The sequence below is a fragment of the Microvirga medicaginis genome, assembly GCF_052658925.1.
The window spans coordinates 36,308-58,949 of record NZ_JBQWEL010000025.1; the positions used below are offsets into that span (position 1 = coordinate 36,308).

The 22,642-nt window shown below is 63.4% G+C and carries 16 protein-coding genes and 2 pseudogenes; 4 read left to right on the forward strand and 14 right to left on the reverse strand.

Features of this window, described 5'->3' with window-relative positions:
• The 3 genes from ACUXUR_RS23080 to ACUXUR_RS23090 form a co-directional block, all read right to left on the reverse strand.
• A complete protein-coding gene (locus ACUXUR_RS23080) occupies nt 1-459 on the reverse strand; it encodes a hypothetical protein (RefSeq protein ID WP_445504697.1) in 459 nt (152 codons plus the stop codon).
• A 166-nt stretch (nt 460-625) separates the two neighbouring features.
• Nucleotides 626-1,318 (reverse strand): response regulator, encoded by a 693-nt coding sequence (locus tag ACUXUR_RS23085; RefSeq protein ID WP_445504698.1) that lies wholly within the window; start codon nt 1,316-1,318, stop codon nt 626-628.
• Nucleotides 1,315-2,910 (reverse strand): ATP-binding protein, encoded by a 1,596-nt coding sequence (locus tag ACUXUR_RS23090; RefSeq protein WP_445504699.1) that lies wholly within the window; start codon nt 2,908-2,910, stop codon nt 1,315-1,317. Before ACUXUR_RS23090 ends, ACUXUR_RS23085 begins: the two co-directional genes overlap by 4 nt.
• 165 nt (nt 2,911-3,075) lie before the next feature.
• On the opposite strand from ACUXUR_RS23090, the gene ACUXUR_RS23095 reads away from it, so the two are divergent.
• Nucleotides 3,076-4,986 (forward strand): potassium transporter Kup, encoded by a 1,911-nt coding sequence (locus ACUXUR_RS23095; protein WP_445504700.1) that lies wholly within the window; start codon nt 3,076-3,078, stop codon nt 4,984-4,986.
• 181 nt (nt 4,987-5,167) lie between these two features.
• Here ACUXUR_RS23095 and ACUXUR_RS23100 read toward each other — a convergent pair whose 3' ends face one another.
• The 3 genes from ACUXUR_RS23100 to ACUXUR_RS23110 all read right to left on the reverse strand — a co-directional run bounded on the left by ACUXUR_RS23100 (nt 5,168) and on the right by ACUXUR_RS23110 (nt 9,396).
• Entirely contained in the window at nt 5,168-5,464 is a 297-nt protein-coding gene (locus ACUXUR_RS23100; RefSeq protein ID WP_445504701.1) for a hypothetical protein, read from the reverse strand.
• Nucleotides 5,465-5,720: 256 nt separating this feature from the next.
• Nucleotides 5,721-8,552: a PAS domain S-box protein gene (locus ACUXUR_RS23105; protein WP_445504702.1), complete on the reverse strand. Its 2,832-nt coding sequence runs from the start codon at nt 8,550-8,552 to the stop codon at nt 5,721-5,723.
• 55 nt (nt 8,553-8,607) lie between these two features.
• Nucleotides 8,608-9,396, reverse strand: coding sequence for a Crp/Fnr family transcriptional regulator (locus ACUXUR_RS23110; protein WP_445504703.1), 789 nt, complete (start codon nt 9,394-9,396; stop codon nt 8,608-8,610).
• Nucleotides 9,397-9,527: 131 nt separating this feature from the next.
• Between ACUXUR_RS23110 and ACUXUR_RS23115 the strand changes: the two genes are divergently transcribed.
• Nucleotides 9,528-9,914, forward strand: coding sequence for a response regulator (locus tag ACUXUR_RS23115; RefSeq protein ID WP_445504704.1), 387 nt, complete (start codon nt 9,528-9,530; stop codon nt 9,912-9,914).
• 379 nt (nt 9,915-10,293) lie between these two features.
• Here the strand turns inward: ACUXUR_RS23115 and ACUXUR_RS23120 are convergent, their stop codons facing one another.
• The 6 genes from ACUXUR_RS23120 to ACUXUR_RS23145 all read right to left on the reverse strand — a co-directional run bounded on the left by ACUXUR_RS23120 (nt 10,294) and on the right by ACUXUR_RS23145 (nt 18,789).
• Nucleotides 10,294-10,500, reverse strand: coding sequence for a DUF6894 family protein (locus tag ACUXUR_RS23120; protein ID WP_445504705.1), 207 nt, complete (start codon nt 10,498-10,500; stop codon nt 10,294-10,296).
• Nucleotides 10,501-11,718: 1,218 nt separating this feature from the next.
• Entirely contained in the window at nt 11,719-13,470 is a 1,752-nt protein-coding gene (locus ACUXUR_RS23125; RefSeq protein ID WP_445504706.1) for a M14 family zinc carboxypeptidase, read from the reverse strand.
• Nucleotides 13,467-14,324 (reverse strand): ABC transporter permease, encoded by an 858-nt coding sequence (locus tag ACUXUR_RS23130; protein ID WP_445504707.1) that lies wholly within the window; start codon nt 14,322-14,324, stop codon nt 13,467-13,469. Before ACUXUR_RS23130 ends, ACUXUR_RS23125 begins: the two co-directional genes overlap by 4 nt.
• Nucleotides 14,325-14,328: 4 nt before the next feature.
• A complete protein-coding gene (locus tag ACUXUR_RS23135; protein WP_445504708.1) occupies nt 14,329-15,249 on the reverse strand; it encodes an ABC transporter permease in 921 nt (306 codons plus the stop codon).
• A gap of 105 nt (nt 15,250-15,354) precedes the next feature.
• Nucleotides 15,355-16,881 carry an ABC transporter substrate-binding protein gene (locus ACUXUR_RS23140; RefSeq protein ID WP_445504709.1) on the reverse strand — a complete coding sequence of 509 codons (1,527 nt, stop codon included), beginning with the start codon at nt 16,879-16,881 and terminating at the stop codon, nt 15,355-15,357.
• A 24-nt stretch (nt 16,882-16,905) separates the two neighbouring features.
• A complete protein-coding gene (locus tag ACUXUR_RS23145) occupies nt 16,906-18,789 on the reverse strand; it encodes an ABC transporter ATP-binding protein (RefSeq protein WP_445504710.1) in 1,884 nt (627 codons plus the stop codon).
• Between the two features lie 1,184 nt (nt 18,790-19,973).
• Between ACUXUR_RS23145 and ACUXUR_RS23150 the strand changes: the two genes are divergently transcribed.
• Both ACUXUR_RS23150 and ACUXUR_RS23155 read left to right on the forward strand, forming a co-directional pair.
• Nucleotides 19,974-20,213 (forward strand): hypothetical protein, encoded by a 240-nt coding sequence (locus tag ACUXUR_RS23150; RefSeq protein ID WP_445504711.1) that lies wholly within the window; start codon nt 19,974-19,976, stop codon nt 20,211-20,213.
• Complete coding sequence (locus ACUXUR_RS23155) at nt 20,203-22,272, forward strand: recombinase family protein (RefSeq protein ID WP_445504712.1); 2,070 nt, start codon at nt 20,203-20,205, stop codon at nt 22,270-22,272. Before ACUXUR_RS23150 ends, ACUXUR_RS23155 begins: the two co-directional genes overlap by 11 nt.
• Here ACUXUR_RS23155 and ACUXUR_RS23160 read toward each other — a convergent pair.
• Together ACUXUR_RS23160 and ACUXUR_RS23165 are read right to left on the reverse strand one after the other, a co-directional pair.
• Nucleotides 22,272-22,385, reverse strand: a pseudogene (locus ACUXUR_RS23160) (integrase core domain-containing protein); the annotation flags it as partial. The gene ACUXUR_RS23155 and the pseudogene ACUXUR_RS23160 sit on opposite strands and share 1 nt — an antisense overlap.
• Nucleotides 22,382-22,504, reverse strand: a pseudogene (locus tag ACUXUR_RS23165) (IS3 family transposase); the annotation flags it as partial. The pseudogenes ACUXUR_RS23165 and ACUXUR_RS23160, both read right to left, overlap by 4 nt.
• Nucleotides 22,505-22,642 lie beyond the last annotated feature (138 nt).

Below are 22,642 nucleotides of genomic sequence, written 5' to 3' on the forward strand. Positions count from 1 at the left end.
TCATCTCTCTGCGTCACGGCTCACGTGACGGGTTCCCGTCCGCCTGAACGGCGTGACGTTGCTGGGGGTGGGTCCCTGGGTCTTCCGGAGCTGGGCCAGAGCCAGCGCGCCGAAGATCGCGAGAGCGGGGTTGTCGTGCTGGAACTCGGCGACGTCCTCGATCCAGTTGATTGCCAGGCCGCGGACGCAGATCGCGCAGTTCCAGCGCTGGTCATCGCAGGACAGGCGGTGGATCACCCAGTCCGGCAGTTCCCAGCCGATCAGCCAGAATCCGAGGTCAACCCAGGCTTCCGCCTCGACCAGTCGCTGCACCGAATGGTTGGGTCGGGATGCTCCCTGAAGGCGAGGACATGCACGATCAAGCAGCTCTGCCACGAGGGCATTCGTCGGCCCCGAGGCGGCCTCGATCCGCGACAGAAGCGAGCGGAGATCGCGTTCCTGATTTCGCTGAAGCCACATGCCGGCTGTCCCGAGTGGGTCAGGAGCGTGTTTGACCAACCGCCACCAAGGCGATTGGCTGTGCCCTGACCTCTCAGGGAGACATGATCTGGTTCACATAAAAATTCGATGTGGAAGTGAGGGACGGGATATAAACGCGATATAAAGATGCTTGCCTCACCGCCTCTCAGACGACATCGAGCAGGCGATAGCCGATGCCGGGCTCCGTCAGGATAAAGCGGGGATCGGACGGGTTCGGCTCGATCTTCTGCCGGAGCTGGCCGACATATACCCGCAAGTATTGGGTGTCGTGCTCATGGGCCGGACCCCACACGGCGGTCAGGATCTGGCGATGGGTCACCACCTTGCCCGCATGACGCGCCAGGAAGGCGAGGAGATCGAACTCCCTGGGGCTAAGGCTCACCTCAGCGCCCCGCCATGTCACCCGCCGGCGCGGGACATCGATCTCCAGGCCGCCGACGCTCACAACTGGGGTCTCGCCGTCGCGCTGCATGCGATGGCGCAGCGCCGCGCGCAGGCGGGCCATGAGCTCGCCCACCCCGAAGGGCTTGTTGACGAAGTCGTCCGCGCCGCGGTCGAGGGCGGCAATCTTCTCAGCCTCGCGGTCGCGGGCCGAGAGCACGATGATCGGCACGCTGGACCATTCGCGCACACGGGCGATCACGTCCTTGCCGTCCATATCCGGCAAGCCGAGGTCGAGAATGACGATGTCCGGCGCGTCCGCCGCAATCTGCCGGAGGGCATCGCTCCCGTTGTCGGCCCTGAGCACCTCGTAGTCGTTCGCCAGGAGCGCCGGGGTGAGGAAGCGGTGGATGGCCGGCTCATCATCGACGACAAGCACACGGGCGGGATGGGTCATGAACCTTCCTTCGGGAGCGGCAGCCTGATCTCGATCCGGGCCCCACGACCATCGGCGACCGGGCTGACGGCTGCGACAGTCCCTTGATGAGCCTCGACGATTCCCTTGACGATGGCCAAGCCGAGCCCGGTTCCCTCTCCGGCATCGCCGCTCGACCGCGGCGCCCGCGCGAACTTCTCGAAGATGCGCGGCAAGACCTCAGGGGCAATGCCGGGGCCGTTGTCGGTGACCGAGAGCACAACCATGCTCCCTTCGCGCTTGGCCTCAAGAGTGATCCGCTCGCCGGAGCCGGCATGCTGGATGGCATTGCCCACCATGTTCGCCAGCACCTGATCGAGCAGGTTCGGATCGGCAAAGACGAAGGGAAGCCCCTCCTCCACGTGGACGTCGAAGCTCTGGGGTGCCCCCCGCCGCCTGGCCACCGCCACGGCCCGGTCGAACAGCTCTTGCAGGTCGACCCAGTCCCGGTTGAGCTCGAGCGCGCCCGCTTCCAGCCGGGTCATGGCCAGAAGGTTGCGGACCATGCCGTCGAGGTGTTCGGCCTCGTCCTTGACCTGGACCAGCAGGTCACGCTGCGCGGGCTCCGGCAGGCGGGCACCGTAGTCGATCAGGCTGGTCGCTGCCCCCAGGATGGACGCCAACGGGGTGCGGAAGTCGTGGCTGATCGAGGCCAGCAGGGTGTTGCGGACCCGCTCGGCCTCGGCGGCGGTCCGCGCGGCCGAGATCTCCTGGCCAAGCCGGGCCCGCTCCAGGGCCGTTGCCGTCAACTCAGCCACCGTCTCGAACAGCGTCCTCGCCTCCGGAGTGAGAGGAGCATTGTTGGGCAAGGCGACCCCGATGACGCCAATGGTGCCCTCCGGTGTGCGGAGGGGCAGAAAGAGCCACGGCACGGCGGGGCAGAGCGTCGTCGCCAGACCGGTTGCCTCTCCCTTCGCAAGCGCGAGGTCAGCGGCTGACAGCGCCTCCGGATCGAGGTGGTCCTCGGGCGGCCAGGCCGCCACCACCCCGAGCCTGCCCCTCTCCGGGAACAGGATCACGCACGGGCAATGCAGGTCGCCATGGGCTTGGATGGCCGCGTGATCGACAACGGACTGCGGATCGGCGAGCGCCGAGAGCCGACGGGCGAACCTGTACAGCCGCTGCGACGCGACATCGCGTTCGGCCGCTAGCCTCGCCTGTTCCCTGGCCCGGCCGGCAATGGTCGAAGTCAGGACCGCGGCAGCCAACAACACGAAGAGCGCGAGCAGTTCATGCGGCTGGGTGACCGCGAAGGTGTGCAGCGGCTCGATGAAGAAGAAGTTGTAGGCCAGGAACGACAGCCCTGATGAGACCAGCGCGGGCCAGATGCCGAAGCGGGCAGCCGAGAACAGGACCGCCAGCAGGAACACCATCGACACGTTGGGGAGCCGGACCAGGGAGGTCAGCGCGAGACCGATGCTTGCCGCGAAACCAACCGCGGCCGCCGACCACAGATAGGGCCAAATCGTCCTCGTGAAACTCCGGATGCCGTCCGGCAGGATCCAGGCGCGATGAAGCCCGACCTTCGCCGAAGATGGCATAGGGCGCGGAGACTGGGGACGAGGAGTGGCCATCAAGGTCTGGTCTAAGCCATTCCCGAGTTCGGTGCCATACGCTTGAGGCCATTGCCCAGGCCTGGACAGTGGCCGCCCCCGGAAAGGAAACCCACTGCGGCACGGACCGTTAAGGCACAGGATCGAGGCGATGCCTTGCCAGCCGAACCAGCACGGAGCCAAGTCATGGCCGCGACAGGAATCAGCGAAGGCGCGACTGCTACCGCTCCTGACTACGCACACGCCCCTCCGTCCTCCTTCTGGGCTCTCACCCTCGGCTCCATTGGCGTGGTGTACGGCGACATCGGCACCAGCCCGCTCTACGCCCTCAAGGAAAGCCTCGCCGCCGCCAGCGGGCATGCGGGCCCCGGTGCTCTGACCCAGGAGATGGTGCTGGGGGTGGTCTCGCTGATCCTATGGGCGCTGGTCATCATCGTCACGCTCAAGTACGTCGTTCTGGTCCTGCGGGCCGACAACAATGGCGAGGGCGGCACGCTCTCGCTGGTGACCCTGGCCCAACGCGCCCTCGGCCACAGCACCGGGATCACTATCGTCCTCGGCATGGTCGGAGCCTCGCTGTTCTACGGCGATGCCATCATCACGCCCGCGATCTCGGTCCTGTCGGCCGTCGAGGGCTTGGAGCTCGTGACCCCAACCTTTGGTCCCTATGTCGTCCCGATCAGCTTGGTGATCCTGATCACGTTGTTTGCCGTGCAGCGCTTCGGCACCGCCAGCGTCGCGGCCTGGTTTGGGCCGATCACCGCCTTCTGGTTCCTGGTGATGGCGCTCGGCGGCCTGAGCCACATCCTGGACGATCCCGGCATCCTGGCCGCCATCAACCCGGCCCATGGCTTCGGCTTCTTGATCAGCCACGGCACGGCTGGGCTGTTCGCCCTCGGAGCGGTGTTCCTGTCGGTGACCGGGGCCGAGGCGCTCTATGCTGATATGGGCCACTTCGGCCGTTCGCCGATCCGCTCGGCCTGGCTCGGCCTCGTCCTGCCGGCGCTCGCGCTCAACTATCTCGGCCAGGGCGCGATGCTGCTGGCCTATCCGGAGCGATTGGAGAACCCGTTCTTCCTGCTGTATCCGAAGTGGGCGCTCTTGCCGATGGTGGTTCTGGCCACGGTCGCGACCATCATCGCCAGCCAGGCGGTGATCACCGGCGCGTTCTCGATCTCGCATCAGGCCATGCATCTCGGCGTGCTGCCCCGCTTCCGGGTGATGCGCACGTCCGAGACCGAGAAAGGCCAGATCTACATCCCGACCATCAACTGGCTCCTGCTCTTCGCCGTCATCCTGCTGGTCATCCTGTTCAAGACCTCGAGTGCGCTCGCGGCCGCCTACGGCATTGCGGTCACGGGCGACATGGTGATCACCTCGTGCCTGCTGTTCATCGTGGCCTGGCGGTTCTGGCGCTGGTCACCGGCCCTGGCCGCGCTGGTGATCGCGCCGTTCCTCGCCATCGAGCTCGTGTTCCTGGGGGCGAACGCGCTCAAGATCCCGCAGGGCGGCTGGTTCCCGCTGCTGGTCGGCACCGGGCTGTTTATCCTGATGCGGACCTGGCGCAAGGGCACGCGCCTGCTGGCCGAGATCTCCCACCGGGGCCGCCCGTCCCTGCCCGAGTTCATGCGCATGGCCGAGAGCATCTCGGTGCCGCGGGTGCCCGGCACGGCGATCTTCCTCACCGGCAACGCCCAGGATGTTCCGGCGGCCCTGCTGCACAACCTGAAGCACAACAAGGTGCTGCACGAGCACAACGTGATCCTGACCGTGGTGACCGAGGAGGTGCCGCGCCTGCCGGACGAGGGCCGTGTCACAACCGAGACGCTCTCGGACCGCTTCTCGCGGGTGACGGTACGGTTCGGCTTCATGGAGCACCCGAACGTGCCCAAGGCGCTGGCGGCCGCGAACTTCGATCTGGCCAACGCCTCGTTCTTCCTGTCGCGGCGGGCGCTGCAAGCGTCGGCGCAGGCGGGACTGCCGCTGTGGCAGGACTACATCTTCATCCCGCTGGCGCGCTCCGCGAGCGACGCCTCGGACCAGTTCTGCATCCCGGAGGATCAGGCGGTCGAGGTCGGTGCCCGCATCACGATCTGATCAGAGGTATGGCGGACAAGGTCACCTGCTAGGAGACGAGCCACTGGACTGAGCAGAGGATCGAGAGCGCCGCCGCGGCACCCCCAATCCTGCGCCAGTAACGGAAATCCCACACCCGCAGATCGGCGATGTCACCCGTGTCGTGCGCAAGCTCGTCTTTCAGGGCAGCCCTGAACGCCTTTCAGGAGTGCCCGGCAAGCGCATGGGCGACAACGGACAATCCGCCGAACACAACGGCGAGATCCCAGAGCTGACTGGGATGGCGCACGATCAGAAGGTCGAGCCCTTGCGGGCCTTTTCCTGCTGGACCAGCTCTCTGCAAGAGTTGGTGGGCCAGGGTGTCGTGGGCCACCTTCGGGGCAATCTCAGCCGACTTCCGGCCGTAAGGTGTCGTGACGGTGAGAATCTTGCGGTCGACCTGATAGGTGCCCGCGTAGGTTCGCCCGTCGATCTTGATGTGGATGGCATGGCCTGACATGGGAAAAGACCTCCTTCGTGAGAGCTCACCCATCGCCTCGGCACGAGCATACGCCCCCAAAGGACGGGAGACCACACGGCATGAGACGCGCCACAGCACGTAGACCCGCAAAGCCGCTCTGGAGTGAGGCTGACATGGCTTAGGTCCGCATCGGGTCAGGCACTGACAATCTCATACCCTCAAGGAACGTCCGTTGTTCCCCGCCAAAGCAGACCACCAGTCTACTTCCGGGATGTGCCAATTGGAGAGCTTTAGCTCAGTCTGGCTGGAGCCTATTGGCCGCGCTGCCCATCACAAGCCGCTCCGTCATCGGCAGCTCGATCGTGCAGCGCAGCCCATCCGGTTCGAACGTCTGCACCGTCTTCGCCTTCAGCTCATAGGTCAGGGTTCGCTCCAAGAGATCGGTCCCAAATCCTCGCCGCTTCCGTTTGGCTGCCCGGTCCGGCGTACCACTCTCTTTCCACTCGAACACGAGCCAGGGCGGGTCGGAGCTGTTTTGCACCCGCCAAGAGATCCGAATGCGCCCGTGCGGGACATTGAGCGCCCCATGTTTCACAGCATTCGTCGCCAACTCATGAATTGCCAGCCCGAACGTCTCGGCAGCCTTGGGTTTCAACCGCACCGAAGGCCCGGTAATCCGCACCTGCTCGCCCTGATGCGCGGCGTAGGTGAGGAGTTCGTCCGCGACCAGGTCAGTGAGATCCAGGCCCGCCGTGGGATCCCGGGCCACAGCCGTCTGCACCCGGGCGAACGCGTTGATGCGCCCGTCGAGGTGCATCGCGTAATCTTCCACCGATGTGCTCGTCTGGGCCGTGCGCTTGACGATGGAGCGGATCACGGACAGCGTGTTGCGCACCCGGTGCTGCAACTCGCCCAGGAGCAGCCTGGCCCGGCTCTCGCTCGCGCGCAGGGCCTCCTCGGCCTCCTTGCGCTCGGTGATATCCTGCCCGATGCCACCGATGCGCTGGACGCGGCCGGTCTCGTCGAGCAGCGGGAAGTCGGTGTCGCGCAACCAGCGCATCGGCCCGTCCGGCCGTCTGATCCTGAACTCGAAGGTGACGCGTTCGCCCGCCCGCACCCGCTTGATGCTGTCCAGCACATGGGCGCGGTCCTCCGGGATGATCTGCTCGCTCCAGCTCCGCAGAGTATCTCCCGCAAGCGCCTTCTCCCGGCTTTCGCCGTAGACCGCCTCAAAGGCGGGGCTGAGGTACTCCCATTGCAGGGTGTCGGCGTTCCTGATCCAGAGCACGTCCGTGGAAGCCTCGCCGAACTGCCGGAACCGCTCCTCGCTCGCGCGCAGGGCCTCCTCGGCCTGCCTGCGCACGCTGATGTCCTGCATCGCGCCGATCATCCGTACAGCCTTGCCCTGCGTATCGCGAAGGATAAAGCCCCGATCCGCGATGGTGGCATAAGAGCCGTCTGCGCGTTGGTAGCGGAACTCGTCCAACCAGGTGTCGCCGATCCCGGCTGCGGCCTCTCTCATGCCGCGCACGACGCGCTCCCGATCGTCGGGATGCATGTGCGCGAAGCACCAGGCGGTGTCGGGGCCGATGGCCCCGGGCGCGTAGCCGAGCTGCCGCAGCATAGCGTCACTCCACCACACGCGGTCGGCCACCAGATCGATGTCCCAGATGATGTCCCGCGTGGCGCGCGCCACATGCTGAAAGCGCGCCTCGCTGGCGCGCAGCGCGTCTTCAGCCTCCTTGCGCTCGGTGATGTCGATGTTCATCCCCACCCACTTGCGCACTGTTCCGTCAGGCGCGAGCAGCGGCGCCGCGTGAACATTCGTCCAGCGCCATCCGCCGCCAGCCCGCCGCAGTTGCGCCTCGGCATCAAGGGGGCGGCGCTCGCGTACAGCCTCACTCCACTGCTGCTCCAAACGAGCCCGGTCGTCGGGATGGATCGCATTTGCCCAGCCGGTGCCGAGCCATTCCTCCAGGCTCTGGCCGGTGTAGGCGCGCCAGCTCGGCGAGTCAGTCGTCACCCTGCCCTCGGCATCGGTCTCCCACACCGCCTGGGCCCAGTTCTCGACCAGGCTGCGGAACCGCTCCTCGCTCTCCTGGAGCCGCTCCTCGGTCTCTCTGCGCGCAGTGAGGTCGAGCACGAACTCGAAGATCGTGCCATCGGGCAGCCTCTTGGCCGCAAACAGCGCCCACCAGCGCGAGCCGTCCTTGCGGATGTACTCCTTCTCGTACGGGGTGGTCCGCCCGGTCGCCTTCAGCTCCGCAATCGCCCGTTCCGAGGCTTCCATCCACTCCGGCGGGGTCAGCCCCTGCCAGGTGAGACGCCCCGCCTCTAGGTCGTCACGGCTGTAACCGCCCATGGCCAGGAAGGCGTCGTTGGCGTCGATGATCCGGCCCGCCAGGTCAAGGTAGATGACGCCGACCGTCTCGATCTCCAGCGCCGTGCGAAACCGCGTCTCGCTGGCCCGCACGCTTTCGTACGCCTCCGAGAGGGGACGGGTGCGTTCTTCCACCCGCTGCTCCAGTTCGTCACGCCCGGTCCTGGCCTCATCCAGTGCAGCGGCCATTCGGTGGGCCGCCGCGAAGCGGGCGAGGCTTTGCAGCAGGCGGGCATCCTCGGCGTCGAACCGTCCCTCGGGCGTGTGCTTGACCGCCCAGAGGGTGCCGACCAGTTGTCCATCGCTATGCCAGAGCGCGAGCAGGTTCTCGTAGACGCGCGGCTCAACACGCCCAAGGTCCGAGAAGAGCCGCTCCGCCGCGTTGAACAGAAGTACGTTGTTGCACTCGCACACGGTCCCGCAGGGGCTGGCCTCCAGGGGGATACCGCCCCGGAGTTGGCCTGTCAGTCCACCGGCAATGGCATGCCAGCGGAACATGCGGCGCTCGTCGCCGGGCTCCCGCAGGCTGATGATGGCCGAGTCAGCATGGCACAGCTCCATCGCCAACGCGGCGCATGTCTGAAGCACAGTGCGGGGGGTGCTGGCCATCTCCTGGGCCAGGGTGGTCAGCGCCCGATTCTCGGCCGCGTAGTCGGGCGGCCGGGATGGGCGGCGGACCAGCTCCGCCGGAATCGGCACGTCATCGACGCCGGCCACGGAGCTGTTGAGATCATCAGCGGCGGTCATACTGACCTCCTTAAAACGCGGGATAACCGGTCGCGCGGCCCACGTGGGCCTCACCCTAGGGTCGTGGGCCGTCGGATTGCCCATCCCAGGTCGGAAGGGACATGGCCGCAGCAGTGTCCGAGGCTCCCCCAGCCCGGTTGAAATGCAAGTAGTTGGGATTGAACAGAGCCGCGCTCATGAGCGCCTCCAGGTTCGGGATGGTCAGGGTCCTGCTTTTGAGGACGATAAGGCTGGCGGCCCGCAGCTCCTGCAGCATGCGGTTGAGATGCACCAGGGTCAGGCCGGTGGCCTCGGCCAGTTTGGCCTGGGTGATCGGCAACTCACAGCTCGGCCCCTGCGTCAGGCCGATGGCCTGGAGACGCAGGAACAATTCGCACAGCAGATGGCATAGGCGCTCGTAAGCGGTGCGCTGGCTGAGGTTGAGCGTCCACTCGCGCTGGATGGCAGCATCGATGAGCACCTGCCCCCACAGGGCTTGGGCGATGCGGGAGTGGTTGAGCATGAGATCCTCGAACAGCGGCCGCGGGATCCCGGCCACACTCGCCGACGTCAGCGCGCCGACCGAGTGGTCCATCTGGCCGAGGAGGAAACTGTTCGGATCACACAGGTCGCCAGGCAGCAGGAAGGCGAGGATCGCCCCTCGCCCATCCTCCAGTTGCTTGGAGCGACAGGCCCAGCCCGACAGGATGAGGTGGATCTCGCCGGGCTCGTCGCCCTCGCACAGAATGGCCTCCCGCGGCCCGAACCGGCGTACATGCTCGGAGGTCACGCGCTCCAGCAGGCGCTGGTCGTCGGCCGAGAAGCGGGTGAACCGCTCCAGCTTGCGGATGAGCGGGTTGGCCATGGCGCCCTCCATGATGTGCAGCCCAATAAACTAATGCACCACGACCCGGATGGGCCAATCTGTGCTAGAGTCTTTGTGCACGCTATTCGTCTCCTTCGTGTCACACCCACCCACCGGGCCAGGAGGGGTCAATGATGAGCACTCATCCACGCCCGAGCCTGAGCGGACGCCGTGTTCTGGTGGTCGAGGATGAGTTCTTTGTGGCCGATGATTTGGTCCAGGCGATCACTCAGCTCGGCGCCGAGGTGCTTGGTCCGGTGCCGACCCGCGAGGAGGCCTTGGACCTTCTGGCCACGGCGGGGCCAATCGATTTGGCCGTGCTCGACATCAACCTGGAGGACGAAGCGGTCTATCCAGTGGCGGATCTCCTGGCGGCACAGGGGGTGCCGTTCCTGTTCGCCACGGGCTACAGCCGCGCCTTGGTGCCTGCTGGGTATCAGCATGTACCCCGGTGGGAGAAGCCCTTCGATCCACAAACCCTTGCACAGACCTTGCCGAAGCTGCTTCGAGACAACTGAACTTGGGCTAGATCCCACGTAATCCGCTTGGAATACGCTTGTAACGTGGGAAGCTCTTTGAGACGCACCACTACAGGCTGGTGAGAGGGCCGCTTAAGTCTGTGGTCTCTTCTCAGGGCCAGGAACGCGGTTTTTTCGGCTTCGGAATTGGGATCGGAAGCCGGGGCGCCTGCGCCCTGGCTGTGTAGTCCTCCCGGGTGTTGAGAATGGCCATCGCCCGCGCGACGGTATCGTCAACCCGCCGTGCAAACCCGAAAATCGGTAGCCTTAACATCGCGGCTCTCCTGTACGGATGAAGGAAACAGACAAGTTAAAGGTCTCTGGAGACTTTAGTCTTGCTCAAGCAGCAGGCCCCGGCATCTGACGTCGGCTACCCGGCTCATCTGTCGGTGACGAACAGCACCTTGCCAATCTCGTCTGTGATCACCAAGATCCGGTCCGGCTGAACCCGCTTGGCGATCAGGTCCGTCCATAGCGCTATGGCGCTATCGGAGTCACGCGTTGTGCAAAGGTCCGGCAACTCGCAGCCAATCCTGTCCCACATCATTCGGTCGCCGATGCGCTGGTGAAAGAAATAGCGTGCCATGGAGCACCCCAATTCACGTCTGGACCATTCTCCGGACGTTTCTGGCCTCCGCTATCAAGTGGATTAACTTTCGGCTCGTGGATTGGATATTGAGAGCTGAAATCTACCGCAGAATTTAACTTGGTTGATAGAGACCGCGAGCCATCGGACTAGGTTGGACAAGAACGCATTGGTACGTTCCTCCCTCCACTTGGGATAGCTCCTCATCTGCTCCCTCAGCCGCATATGCGGCTGAGGGAGCTTTTTGTATTTCCGTATTGGATTGTTCATTCACGCCGTTCCAACCATTTGGCACTCATGCTTCAGCCCAATATGGGCGCTGTTCCACCAAGCGCTCGTCTTGCCCTTGCTGCATCTCTGGTGCGAGCCAGATCATGAACCCCAACGACGTGGGCGGTTGGAGCTCGTGGCCAAAGACGCATTTACTCGCTTGATGTGATCACGCCGATGACGGACCGCTATGAGTCAATCCGGGAAATCTACTGCCCGTCAGGAACATCCGGTATGTCCTGCCAGAGCTGACATTCGATTCACTTCCGAGAAGTGCCATCTTCAGACCTCGGCAAAGTTTAGCAACGGGTCCGACCACACATGCCGGACAGATCATTCATCAGCAATGGTGGCAGATAAAACCGCAAAGCAGTAGGTATTTCCAATTCGATATGGGGTTCTTTGCTAGAGCGTGTCGTACGAAGAAGTCGCGAGGATCGGCGGCGTACCGCCACTGAGGCGTGAGGCCTTCCATTGCCCAGCACTGAGTAATATTGTATCCACGGCGAATAGGGCCTACACAGTTGTCACGAGGCGGGATCATGAGCGTCGACACGTTTGAGGCATATCTTCAACATGCAAAGCCTCCTGAGGGCTGGAGCCATGCGCTTGAAGCCCTCTGGTGGGACGCCCGTGGAGACTGGGATAAGGCCCACAGACTCGTTCAAATCGACGAAGCAGATCAACATTGCGCTTGAGTCCATGCCTATCTGCACCGCAAAGAAGGTGATCTTCCGAACGCAGCTTATTGGTATAGACGATCTGATCACTCTGTAGTGACCAGTTCTCTTCCCCATGAGCGCCAGTTGATCGCGGATAGCCTTCTAGGCTGCTCCCCCCGAGCAGTGACTCTCAACCGAGCTTCGGAATGTCGGTTTAAGGACGTTGTATGCCGATCCCCTGCCCTTCGCGAACGCCTGCTTTGGCTGAGTTGCCGGCCCCTATCCCTTACGTCTCACGTGGTCTCATGATGGTGGCAAAGGCCTCCTCGGCCGCAATCGCGGTGGCCATCTGCACGGTGTGAGCGAAGCGGTAAGCCTCGCCATAGATTGTCTCGTCCGGAAATTCCGTGATGAGGGTTAACGGCGTCGGGTGACGTGTCTCGGCCGTCAACAGGCACGGCACATTGTTGATGATCTCATAGGGCGTACCGCCGGAATGAATCGCACAGATTTCAATTTGACGGCGATTGAACTCGGCCAAGCCTGGTACGGCCGACAAATCTTTCGTAACGGCTTCCATCAGCGTTCGTGCCGCGGAAGCCCACGACGGGTGGTAGCGCATGATAAGGAAAAAACCCTTCGGGATCGACCAGAGCTCAAATCCGCGCGGCAGATAGCCCGTAAAGGGACGGGTCCACTCATGAGCCGGGTACCCGTGGAGGTTGATGTGGAACTGCGCGCCCGACTTCGCGAGGGCCTCGTTGCGCGCCCCGATCTCATAGACCGAATTGCCGCGGCCGAACTCGAGATCGTTCCCTAAAGACGTATAACGCGCCGCATGGTACATATGGCGCGGGTTCCCTTCGCAGAGGCGCCCGTGCAAAGCATAGCCGTCAGGGTTCTCGACCGGAATATAGGCGATGTTGGCTTCAGGCTTTGCGAGCAGCCGGCGCATCGCCCGCAGAGATCCGACCGGCGCTGAGGTCTCGTTGGCATGCTGACCGCTGGTCAGTAGGACAGCCGGGCGCGATCCAGGGCGGTAGAGACCACGCACAGGGCGTCCCTCACGTGAGCGGCCTTCGAAGGTTTCGCCCAGAAGAGCCGCCAATTCGCGATAAATCTGGGCCAAGCCCGGCGCTGCGTCCGCCGTCTCGATATTCTGCTCAGGACGAGTAGGATCCTGCGGTTGCCCGAACGAGCGAAGGGTGACCCGCACATGCGCATCGCCCTCGCCGGCGCGGATGTCCGGCACGATCTGGCCAGGCTGCAGGCCACGATCCTCCGGCGGACGGCCAGACCTGTGCTTGAAAAATTCGAGCAGTGAGAAATAGAAATCTTCGTGCAGCGCCTCGCGGGTGCTCATGACTTCATCGCCATAGGCGAGAGGCCGCTCGATCCCGGGGATCGTCACATCGATGGCGATCGTTTCCGCATAGGGTTCCTCGGCTGGCCACGCGTGGGCCATGAGGGCCGTCATGGCCTTGTGAAAAACCTGCTCGATTTCCATCTCAAGCGCCTCGTCGATGTCGTCCGCACCGTCAACTCGGTTTGTCACCCTGAGCCAGCCGGTTGGGTTGAGATCGGTCTGTCCGAGATGGTTGGCACGCAGACGGTTCGGGCTGAAAACCGTATGCTCCACCACGCGCCCATCGTCGTATTCGGCAGTGACCCGATAATTCAGGTCTTCGTCGCCGGGCTCGAACCGCGTCTCGACATTCTCGAGCAAGGCTGCGAGCGGATAGGCTTCCGACAGGAACCGTAATGGGTTGGCCTGCGGATGAACGGGGTAGCGCACGGTGACGCGCGTGAGACGATCCGTGCCGATCTCTTCGAGAAAAGCGTGGACGAGAGGCTTGTAGGCGCTGCGGATGTGGGCCGTGACGCCGGCATCCGCCAGAATCTTCTCTGCTTTGCGCCTCTCCGCCTCACCCTCGAAAAGCCACGCTTCAAGGTGCGCTCCAGGCCGGCCGCGCTCCGTCCAGGTACGGATAAGAACGTCGAGCGTGCGGGGAACCCGCTCGTTGAGCAATTCGATCATTTTGAGGTTTGTCCTGTCGGATCGAGATAATCGCGCAGCCAGTCGCCTAGGAGGTTGAGGCCGAGCACGGTGAACATAATGGCAAGCCCCGGGAAAACGCTGACCCACCATGCAGACTGGAGATAAGTGCGCCCATCGGCAAGCATTCCGCCCCAGCTCGGAATCAGAGGGTCAACGCCCAGGCCCAGGAAGGTCAGGCTGCTTTCGAGCAGGATGTTATTGGCCACGTTCAGAGTCATCAGAATGACGATGGGGCCGAGCACGTTGGGCAGAATATGAGTGAAGATGATGCGTGCATTGCCGACGCCGATGGCCCGCGCGGAGAGAATGAACTCCCGTTCCCGCAATGCCAGCACGGAACCGCGTACCAGACGCGCATATTGCACCCATTGCGCCACGACCATGAAGAAGATCACCTTGTCCACTCCGGTGCCCAGAATGGCCAGGAACATGATCGCGATCAGAATGAAGGGCAGCGCCAGCTGAATATCGGCGAAGCGCATCAGCAACATTTCGGTGATGCCACGATAATAGCCCGCGACCAGGCCCACAAGCGTGCCGATAATGACCGCTCCCAGCACCGAGAGAATGCCGACGGTGAGCGAGATCTTGCCGCCCACGATCACCCGCGCCAGTACGTCCCGGCCGAGCGGATCGGTTCCAAGGATATGCGCCGGGTTCTGGAAGGGAGGCAGGAGGCGCGCCATGAGGTCCATGCCCTCGCCACCTTCCGGAAACAGGAGCGGCGAGAACAGAACGGCAAGGCACATTCCGCCCGTGAGGATAAGGCCGAGGATAAGCTCGAACGACTTGAAAAACCTGCGCGACGAGGGTGCTGCCCGATCGGTGGCCATGGCATCACTCCGTCCGGATGCGTGGATCGATCAGCCCGTAGGCGATATCGACCGCGAGGTTGATGAGAACGATGAAGAGCGCCAGCACCGTGATGGTCCCCTGAAGGACGGGATAGTCGCGCGCCGAAATGGCATCGAAGGCGAGCGTTCCCATGCCGGGCCAGTTAAACACCCGCTCCACGATCACGATGCCGCCGATAAGGCTGCCGAACTGCAGGCCGATATAGGTGACGAGCGGGATGGCTGAGTTGCGCAGTGCGTGCTTGTAAAGCACGACCCTGTCGCGCAAGCCTTTCGAGCGCGCAACCATGATGTATTGCTGCGAGAGCGTCTCCAGCATGGAGGTGCGGACCAAGCGCACATTTGTGGCGGTCAGGATGATCCCCATGGTGAGGGCCGGCATGATGAAGCTCTCAGGACCTTCCATGCCGCTCGGCGGCAGCAAGCCCAACACGATGGAGAACAGGAGCACCATCATGATGGCGAGCCAAAAGTTCGGGAAGGATAATCCGACCAGCGAAAGGATGCGGATGAGCTGATCGGGCCAGCGACCGCGATTGACCGCCGCGTAGACTCCAAGCGGCACCGACAGAATGATTGAGGCGAGGAGCGACGTGAAGGCGAGAAGCAGCGTCGACGGAAGCGCATGGGCGATCAGCGTCGACACGGGCGTGTTGCCCATAAAGCTGCGCCCGAAATCCCCGACCAGAATGCCCTGCAGGAAACTCAGGTATTGAACATAGAACGGGCGCTCGAGGCCCAACGCTTGCCGAATGTTCTGCAGGTCCTGCTCGGTGACGTTGCCGCCGCCCATCAGCATGATCGCCGGATCGCCCGACAGCCTGATCGCGAAGGAGACGATCAGGGTGACGGCTAGGACCACGAAAACGGCCTGCAGCAGTCGTTTGAGAATGAAGCCCGCCATGGGTGATCCTTCGGTCTTGGAAAAACGGCCCCGCTCTCGCGGGGCCCTCTCCGGTGTCATGGGCTCGACGGGTGTCCTCGCGAGGAAAGCACCCGGTAGAGCAGCTTACTCAACGGTCGTTTCCACAAAACGGAAGCGGCGATCCGACGGAGCGTCGAAGTTCTTGACCCGCTTGTTCACGCCATAGATCGTGTTCTGGTTGTAAAGCGGGATCTCGAGAGCCTTGTCGGCCACGTAGCGAGCGATCTCCTGCAGGATCTTCTCGCGCTCCTTCACGTCGTAGATCGAGCGCTGCTTCTCGAGCATTTCGTTCAGCTTGGGATCGTTGTCGTAGGGGTTCCACTTCTCGCCGGAGTGATACATCAGGTAAGCGGTGTTGTCGTAGTCGAACGTCCAGCCGCCCCAGGCCTGGTGCCAGGCTTCGCCGGTCTTGCCGTTCGGGATGATGTCATTGAGCAGAACGGGCGCCTCGTAGGGCTGAAGCGAAGGCTTGAGGCCGAGTGCCTGCAGGTAACCGGCCGCAGCCTGCGCGACCTCGCGGAACGTCGCGTCGTTGCCGCGGAAGTCGATCTTGACCGGAGCGCCGGCCGGAACCTTGGCCTGCTGCAGCAGCTGCTTCGCCTTGGCGAGGTCGAAGGACATCGGCTTCAGGTTCGGGTCGTAGCCGAAGGACAATTCGGACTGGAAGCTCGCGATGGGCTTCGCATGGCCGAGGAGCACGGCCTTGATGATCGCATCACGGTCGATGCCCATGATCAGCGCCTTGCGGACGTTCTCGTCCTTGGTGATGCCGTTCTTGGTATTGAGGCGCAGCGAAACCACCGTCGGGCCGGTGATGCTGATGAGATCGAGACTGGAGCTCTTCTCGACGGTCGGTGCGAGGCCGAACGGGATGAGCGTCGCCACGTCGATGCGGCCCGCCTGGAGCTCGGCGACCTGTGTGTTGGCCTCGGAGATGAAGCGGGTCACCACCCGGTCGAGCTTGGGCGCTCCGCCCCAATGCTCGGGGAAGGCCTCAACCGTCAGACTGACCTTCGGATTGTACTCGACGAACTTGAACGGTCCAGTGCCGACCGGGTGGGTGTTGAAGTAATCGTCGCCCTTTTCCTGGATGTATTTCGGCGGCACGATCATGGCGCCGTAGCCGGCAAGCTTCGTCAGCATCACCGGATCCGGCTGCTTCATCACGAAGTCGACCGTGGAGTCATCCACCACCTCGACATGGTCGATGGTGTTATAGTTCGACTGCTGCGGTCCCTTCTTGCCCTCCTCGCCGAGGAGACGGTCGAACGTGAACTTGACGGCCGCCGCGTTGAAGGGCTCACCGTTGTGGAACTTCACGTTCTGGCGCAGCTTGAAGCGGATGCGGCTGTTGTTGTCCAGGAACTCCCAGGAGGTGGCGAGACCGGGCTTCAGCTTCATGTCCGCGCCGCGGGCGGTGAGGCCGTCATAGATATTGTTGGCGGCGGAGGACCAGTCCACCAGGAAGGTGTCGATCGGGTCCCAGCTGCCGGGATCGATCGCGACCGCGACCGTGATGGTGCCGGCCGCCTGCGCGCCCGACGCCATCAACGGCGCCAAGGCCGTCGCAACCGTGAAGCCCAAAGCCTTCAAGGTTCGTGAGAATCTCATCTGTCTCTCCTTATGAAGTAGAGTCTATGCCGCTCCGCGGAGCTCTTCGGTCTCGATGGCCGCCCAGTGACCGGGCTCGACCTCGCGCATGCGATGGATGGCAGGCTCCTGTCCGATGGGACGGACCGGGCTCGGAATCTCGCCCTCGATCCTCGTCCGCGCGCGCTCGCGCTCCGGATCGGCGATGGGAACGGCCGAAAGCAGTTTCCGTGTATAGGAATGCTGCGGGTTCTCGAAGATCGCTTGGCGTGTACCGATCTCGACGATCTGGCCGAGATACATCACCGCGACTCGGTGGCTGATCTTCTCGACCATGGCCATGTCGTGGGTGATGAAGAGATAGGATAGCCCCCTCTTCTCCTGCAGTTCCATCAGCAGATTGATGATCTGAGCCTGGATCGACACGTCGAGCGCGGAAACCGACTCGTCGGCGATGATCAGCTTCGGGTTGCTCGCGAGTGCGCGGGCGATGCAGACACGCTGGCGCTGGCCGCCGGAGAACTCGTGCGGATAGCGCTTGGCGTGCTGGGGCTGGAGTCCCACCTGCTCCAGCAGCTCCTGCACTCGCCGGTCGATTGCCTTGCGATCCTTGATGAGGCCGTGAACGATTATGGGTTCAGCGATGCTGTAGCCGACGGTGTGGCGTGGATCGAGCGACGCGAAGGGATCCTGGAAGATGTACTGGATCTCCTGCCGCAGGCGGCGGCGCTCCGCTTGGCTCATAGAGGCCATGTCGCGCCCATCGAAGCGCACCGTGCCGCTTGTCGGCTCGATGAGCTGCTGGAGCGTGCGTCCGATGGTGGACTTGCCGGAGCCGGACTCGCCCACCAGCGCCAGCGTCTCGCCCGGATAGAGATCGAAACTCACCTCCTCGACCGCATGGACCCGGTGTGTCACGCGGCCAAAGAATGTCTTACCCACGTCGAAGCGCGTGCTGAGTTTATCGACCTGGAGGATCGGCTTCGTATAGTCGGCGGTGTCCTGGATGTGGGTCCCGCCGACCTGCTTTGGGGCGCCGCCGTCCAGCACCATGACGGGCGTGCGCATCGGCAGGGGCTGACCTTTCAGGCTTCCGAGCTTTGGAACGGCAGAGAGGAGCGCGCGCGTATAAGGATGCTGCGGAGCGGCGAAGATCTCGCGCACCGGCCCCTGCTCGACTTTGTCGCCCTTCCACATCACCACCACGTCGTCAGCCATCTCGGCCACGACGCCCATATCATGGGTGATGAAGATGACGGCGGTTCCCATCTCGGCCTGCAGGTCGCGGATGATGTTGAGAATCTGCGCCTGGATCGTGACGTCGAGTGCGGTGGTCGGCTCGTCGGCGATCAGGAGCTTCGGATTGCAGGCGAGCGCCATGGCGATCATCACGCGCTGGCGCATGCCACCCGAGAGCTGATGAGGGTAGCGCTCCAGAAGCCTGTCCGCGTCGGGCAGGCGCACCTTCTGCAGCAGCTCCTTCGCCCGCGAGCGCGCCTGGCGGGCATTCAGCCCCTCGTGCAGCAGAAGCGTTTCCTCAATCTGGTTGCCGATGGTGAAGACTGGATTGAGCGAGGTCATCGGCTCCTGGAAGATCATGGCGATGTCCTTGCCGCGGATCGCCCGGAGCTGATCGTCGGAGGCCTTCACCAGATCGATGGCCCCACCCTCCTCCTGCCGAAGCAGAACCTCCCCGCTGACGATCCGCCCGCCCGAATAATCGGTGAGGCGCATGATCGCGAGGGAGGTGACGGACTTGCCGGAGCCGGATTCACCCACGACCGCGAGGGTTTTCCCGGGCTGAACGTCGAAGCTCACGTTCCTGACCGCGCGAAAGGCTCCCTCGCCTCTGCCGAACTCGACGGAGAGGTTGCGGGCGGAGAGGAGCGGCGTGCTTAAAAGCCCGAGGTTCGTTGAATCACCCGACATCAATCCATGCTCATTGGGAAGCACTGGCCCCGGAGAAGCAAGGCCAGTACCTCTCTAATACCTGTCCCAGATCACAGCTGTGGCCAGGGACGTCAAGTCCGCGTTGCACAGGTTCTGAGCAATATTCGTGGATGATAAGCCTATTGCCCTCCCAGACACCACATTTTGTTACGCAATGATGAGGCCACGCGCACTGTGGCACAGCCAAGAGGACGGCGCAGCAGTTCAGCCGCGTCGCCTGATCGGCCCTGATCCTGGCAGCGGAAAGCCCCCGGCTTTGCCGTCGTGGGCTCTGTAATCAAACGGATGGCCCCGGCGGCCGCGCTCAACGGGGAAAATTCGATCGGCAGGTTTGGGGAGTTTCACGGTTCTCCGCAAAGTGTGTGGTGGCTGAGTAGCTTGGCAGCGTTGCAGGTGAACAGACAGTGCTTGTCCTTGCCGCTGTAATGTCTGCACAGGGTCAAACTTTCACTTTCAGGCCGCTCAATGAACGTCGGCTCTTGAGGGCTGAAGCGGACCAAGCGCTTACGTCTCAGGAGTGCCAAAAGCAGCCGTTCCTGCAAAAGGTGGGCACCCTGCTCCGTGTGTAATCACCTTGCCCGCAATTCAAGCAAGAAATGCTGAATAATGAAGCAGGGTAGCCCTGCCTCCATCTTGAGCATTCGCCTAAACCAGCAGCAGAAACCTGTGGCCTGCCCCATGTGGGTGATCCGTGTGTGATGTTAATTCAGCGTTGGCTGCGGCGCCAGCTTGGAAGCAGAGACCAAGACCTCTGGTGCAGGCGGCCGGTAGCCCAAGGATGAGTGCGGGCGCACCGTGTTGTACAACGAGGTTTGAGAACACCCACAGGACCACTCGACGTGAAGTTCTGTATTGGCTTCACCCCTGGGCCGGCCGCGAGGTGTCCGTCCATGCGGTGATCGATAAGGCGGATGGCGCGGTTTTCCGTTGCACGCCCGACGGATCGCAGACCGAGCGATGGCTTGAGATCCCGGCGTGGATGTTCGACCGAGCGTCGTGTGCCCGGGATCAGACCCTGACGGTGCGTCCCTTTGTCGGCATGGATGCGCTGATGGCCCTCTCGGCGCTTCTCGCTCGGTCGATGGAGATCGCCAGCCAATCATCGAATCCCCGGCTTTCGGGCGCATGGGGAGTCTCTCGCGATCAGAATCGGGGAGAGATCCATGGCACGGAAGATGGGGGCATCCGCGGATGCGGATCAACGCAATCGGCGGCTCGGTCCGCAGCAGTTGGACCTGTTCGGCAGCAGCGCGTCACACAGTGTCAGCGGCGCGCCGGCGTGGCGCGAGCTGCCGCGGGAGGCGCAGGCGACGGTGGTGAGCCTGATGATGCATCTCATCCTGGAGCATGCTCAAAGTCGCGCGGCAGCGCCGGGGACCATGGAGGGCAGCCATGATCACTGACAAGGTCCGCCCTCACCACCTGGAGCGCAAGGCGATCCTCTATGTACGCCAGTCCTCCACTCATCAAGTGCTGCACAACCGCGAGAGCAGCGCGCTGCAGTACGCCATGCGGGACCGGCTGATCGCGTTGGGATGGTCCGAGATCGAGGTGATCGACGATGATCTCGGGCGTTCAGCCGCCGGCGGGGTCCAGCGCGCCGGCTTTGAGCGGATGGTGGCGGAGGTCTGTCTCGGGAAGGTTGGCGCGGTCTGCGCGCGGGAGGTCTCGCGCTTTGCCCGCAACAGCCGCGACTGGCAGCAACTGATTGAGATGTGCCGCGTCGTCGACACGGTGCTGGTCGATCAGGAGGCGATCTACGCCCCACGGCATGGCAATGACCGGCTGCTGCTCGGCCTGAAGGGCAGCTTGAACGAGTACGAGCTTGACCTGCTGCGTCAGCGCTCGCTCGCCGCGCGCTACGAGAAGGCCCGCCGCGGCGAATTGGTCGTCACAGCCCCCGTCGGCTTCGTGAAGGCCGGCGACCGGTATGAGAAGGACCCGGATCGGCGGGTGCAGGAAGCCATCGCTCTCGTTTTTGACAAGGTCGAGGAACTGGGGAGCGCACGGCAGGCGCTCTGCTGGCTGCACGAGCACGATCTCGCTCTGCCGGTGAAGCAGGCGAACGGCGACACGGCCTGGCGCAGGCCGAGCTATGCCTCTATCCACCGGATCATTGAGAACCCGGTTTACGGCGGCGCCTATGCCTATGGTAAGACTGCTGCCTCGGCAGGGTATGGTGCTGATGGGGTGAGTGTGACGATCCGTCGGAAGGCACGGTCGCAGTGGCTGGCGCTGATCCCCGAGGCCCATGAAGGCTATGTCAGCTGGGAGAGGTTCGAAACGATCCGCACGATGGTCTCAGGCAACGTTCCAACCGGCAAGCATCACGGCGCGCCCAAGCATGGCGATGCGCTGCTGGCCGGGCTGATCCGCTGCCGGCGATGCGGTAGGAAGCTGACGCTTCGGTACACGGGCACACGGCACCGCATTCCGCGCTACAGCTGTAGCCGTGCCTGGATGGACAATGGTGGTCCCCATTGCATCGCCTTTGGCGGTCTGCGGGTTGATGATGCCATCGAAGAGGCGCTGCTCGGCGTAGTCGGACCTGGCGCTATCGCCGCGGCGACGGCCGCGGCCGCCCAGGCTACGCACCAGAGGGACCAGGTGCGCGAGGCCCTTGGCCGCGATCTCGAAGCGGCGCGCTATGCCGCCGACCGCGCCTTCCGGCAGAACGACGCCGCCGATCCGGCGAACCGGTTGGTCGCCGGCGAGCTTGAGACGCGCTGGAACCGCTCGCTTGCCCGTGTTGCCGAGGTGGAGAGCAAGATCGCCGTGCATGAGGCGGCAGCCGTGCCATCGGCCGTCGCCCCGGAGGCTCTCGGTGACCTGGCCTCGAACCTCAAGACGGTCTGGTCGGCGCCAACCACTGATGCGCGCCTGAAGAAGCGCATCGTCCGTACGCTCATCCACGAGGTCATCGCCGATATCGATGACGCAGTGTCCGAGATCGTGATCATCGTGCATTGGGTAGGCGGTGTGCATAGCGAGATGCGGTTGCCAAAGCGCCGCCGCGGACAGCGCAACAGCACGTCCGCCGACATCCTTGAGGCGGTGCGCCGATTGGTGCTCATCGCCAGCGATGATCTGATCGCAGGCTTGCTCAACCGCAACGGCCTCAAGACAGGCAACGGCAACCGCTGGACCCGCGAGCGCGTCACCTCTATGCGATCGAACTACCGGATCCCGGTGTTCAAGCCGGCATCAGATGGCATCGAGCCCTGGCTCAATCTCAGCCAGGCCGCCAGACTCCTGAAGGTTACGCCCAAGACGCTCCGTCTGGCGGCCGAAGCCGGCGAGATCGAGGCCATCCACCCTCTGTCGGATGGACCGTGGATCTTCGCGCGCGCGGCGCTGACGACAGAGGCGGCCATGTCAATCACCGAGCGGGCGCACCAGAACCCAAAATACCCCGCGGGATCGCATCCCGCGCAACAAAGCCTCTTCTCTTCAATGACATAGACAGATGGGTGTTGTGATGCAGGGTTGTAGTGCCGTCTCCAGCTTTCGATCACCACTTTTGCCTCCTCCAAGGTGTAGAAGATTTCGCCTTTCAGCAGTTCATCCCGGAGCTGACCTCCGTCACGCCGATCTGCCGGATCGCCTCCGCCACCGTCCGGCCCTGCGCGGTCAGCACGTCAACCTGCCGCAACTTGGAAACGATCTCTTCGGCCGTGTGCCTCTTCTTGCCCATCTTCAGTCCTCCTTCGGTTTAAAAGCCATACTTCAGGGAGGATCACTTTTCAGGAGGCAGTCCAGCCCGGCGAGGGAATTACGGGAAATAAGCTTGACAGAGAAATGCACCTGGGATCTCTTTGGTATACCAACGGCA

Bases quoted from the DNA above. Each gene is read 5' to 3' on its own strand.
- ACUXUR_RS23095 (WP_445504700.1), top strand. From the start codon at position 3,076: ATGGCCGCGACAGGAATCAGCGAAGGCGCGACTGCTACCGCTCCTGAC.
- ACUXUR_RS23125 (WP_445504706.1), bottom strand. From the start codon at position 13,470: ATGATCGAATTGCTCAACGAGCGGGTTCCCCGCACGCTCGACGTTCTT.
- ACUXUR_RS23085 (WP_445504698.1), bottom strand. From the start codon at position 1,318: ATGACCCATCCCGCCCGTGTGCTTGTCGTCGATGATGAGCCGGCCATC.
- ACUXUR_RS23155 (WP_445504712.1), top strand. From the start codon at position 20,203: ATGATCACTGACAAGGTCCGCCCTCACCACCTGGAGCGCAAGGCGATC.
- ACUXUR_RS23120 (WP_445504705.1), bottom strand. From the start codon at position 10,500: ATGGCACGCTATTTCTTTCACCAGCGCATCGGCGACCGAATGATGTGG.
- ACUXUR_RS23080 (WP_445504697.1), bottom strand. From the start codon at position 459: ATGTGGCTTCAGCGAAATCAGGAACGCGATCTCCGCTCGCTTCTGTCG.
- ACUXUR_RS23150 (WP_445504711.1), top strand. From the start codon at position 19,974: ATGGCACGGAAGATGGGGGCATCCGCGGATGCGGATCAACGCAATCGG.
- ACUXUR_RS23105 (WP_445504702.1), bottom strand. From the start codon at position 8,552: ATGACCGCCGCTGATGATCTCAACAGCTCCGTGGCCGGCGTCGATGAC.
- ACUXUR_RS23140 (WP_445504709.1), bottom strand. From the start codon at position 16,881: ATGAGATTCTCACGAACCTTGAAGGCTTTGGGCTTCACGGTTGCGACG.
- ACUXUR_RS23090 (WP_445504699.1), bottom strand. From the start codon at position 2,910: ATGGCCACTCCTCGTCCCCAGTCTCCGCGCCCTATGCCATCTTCGGCG.
- ACUXUR_RS23115 (WP_445504704.1), top strand. From the start codon at position 9,528: ATGATGAGCACTCATCCACGCCCGAGCCTGAGCGGACGCCGTGTTCTG.
- ACUXUR_RS23100 (WP_445504701.1), bottom strand. From the start codon at position 5,464: ATGTCAGGCCATGCCATCCACATCAAGATCGACGGGCGAACCTACGCG.
- ACUXUR_RS23110 (WP_445504703.1), bottom strand. From the start codon at position 9,396: ATGGCCAACCCGCTCATCCGCAAGCTGGAGCGGTTCACCCGCTTCTCG.
- ACUXUR_RS23135 (WP_445504708.1), bottom strand. From the start codon at position 15,249: ATGGCGGGCTTCATTCTCAAACGACTGCTGCAGGCCGTTTTCGTGGTC.
- ACUXUR_RS23130 (WP_445504707.1), bottom strand. From the start codon at position 14,324: ATGGCCACCGATCGGGCAGCACCCTCGTCGCGCAGGTTTTTCAAGTCG.
- ACUXUR_RS23145 (WP_445504710.1), bottom strand. From the start codon at position 18,789: ATGTCGGGTGATTCAACGAACCTCGGGCTTTTAAGCACGCCGCTCCTC.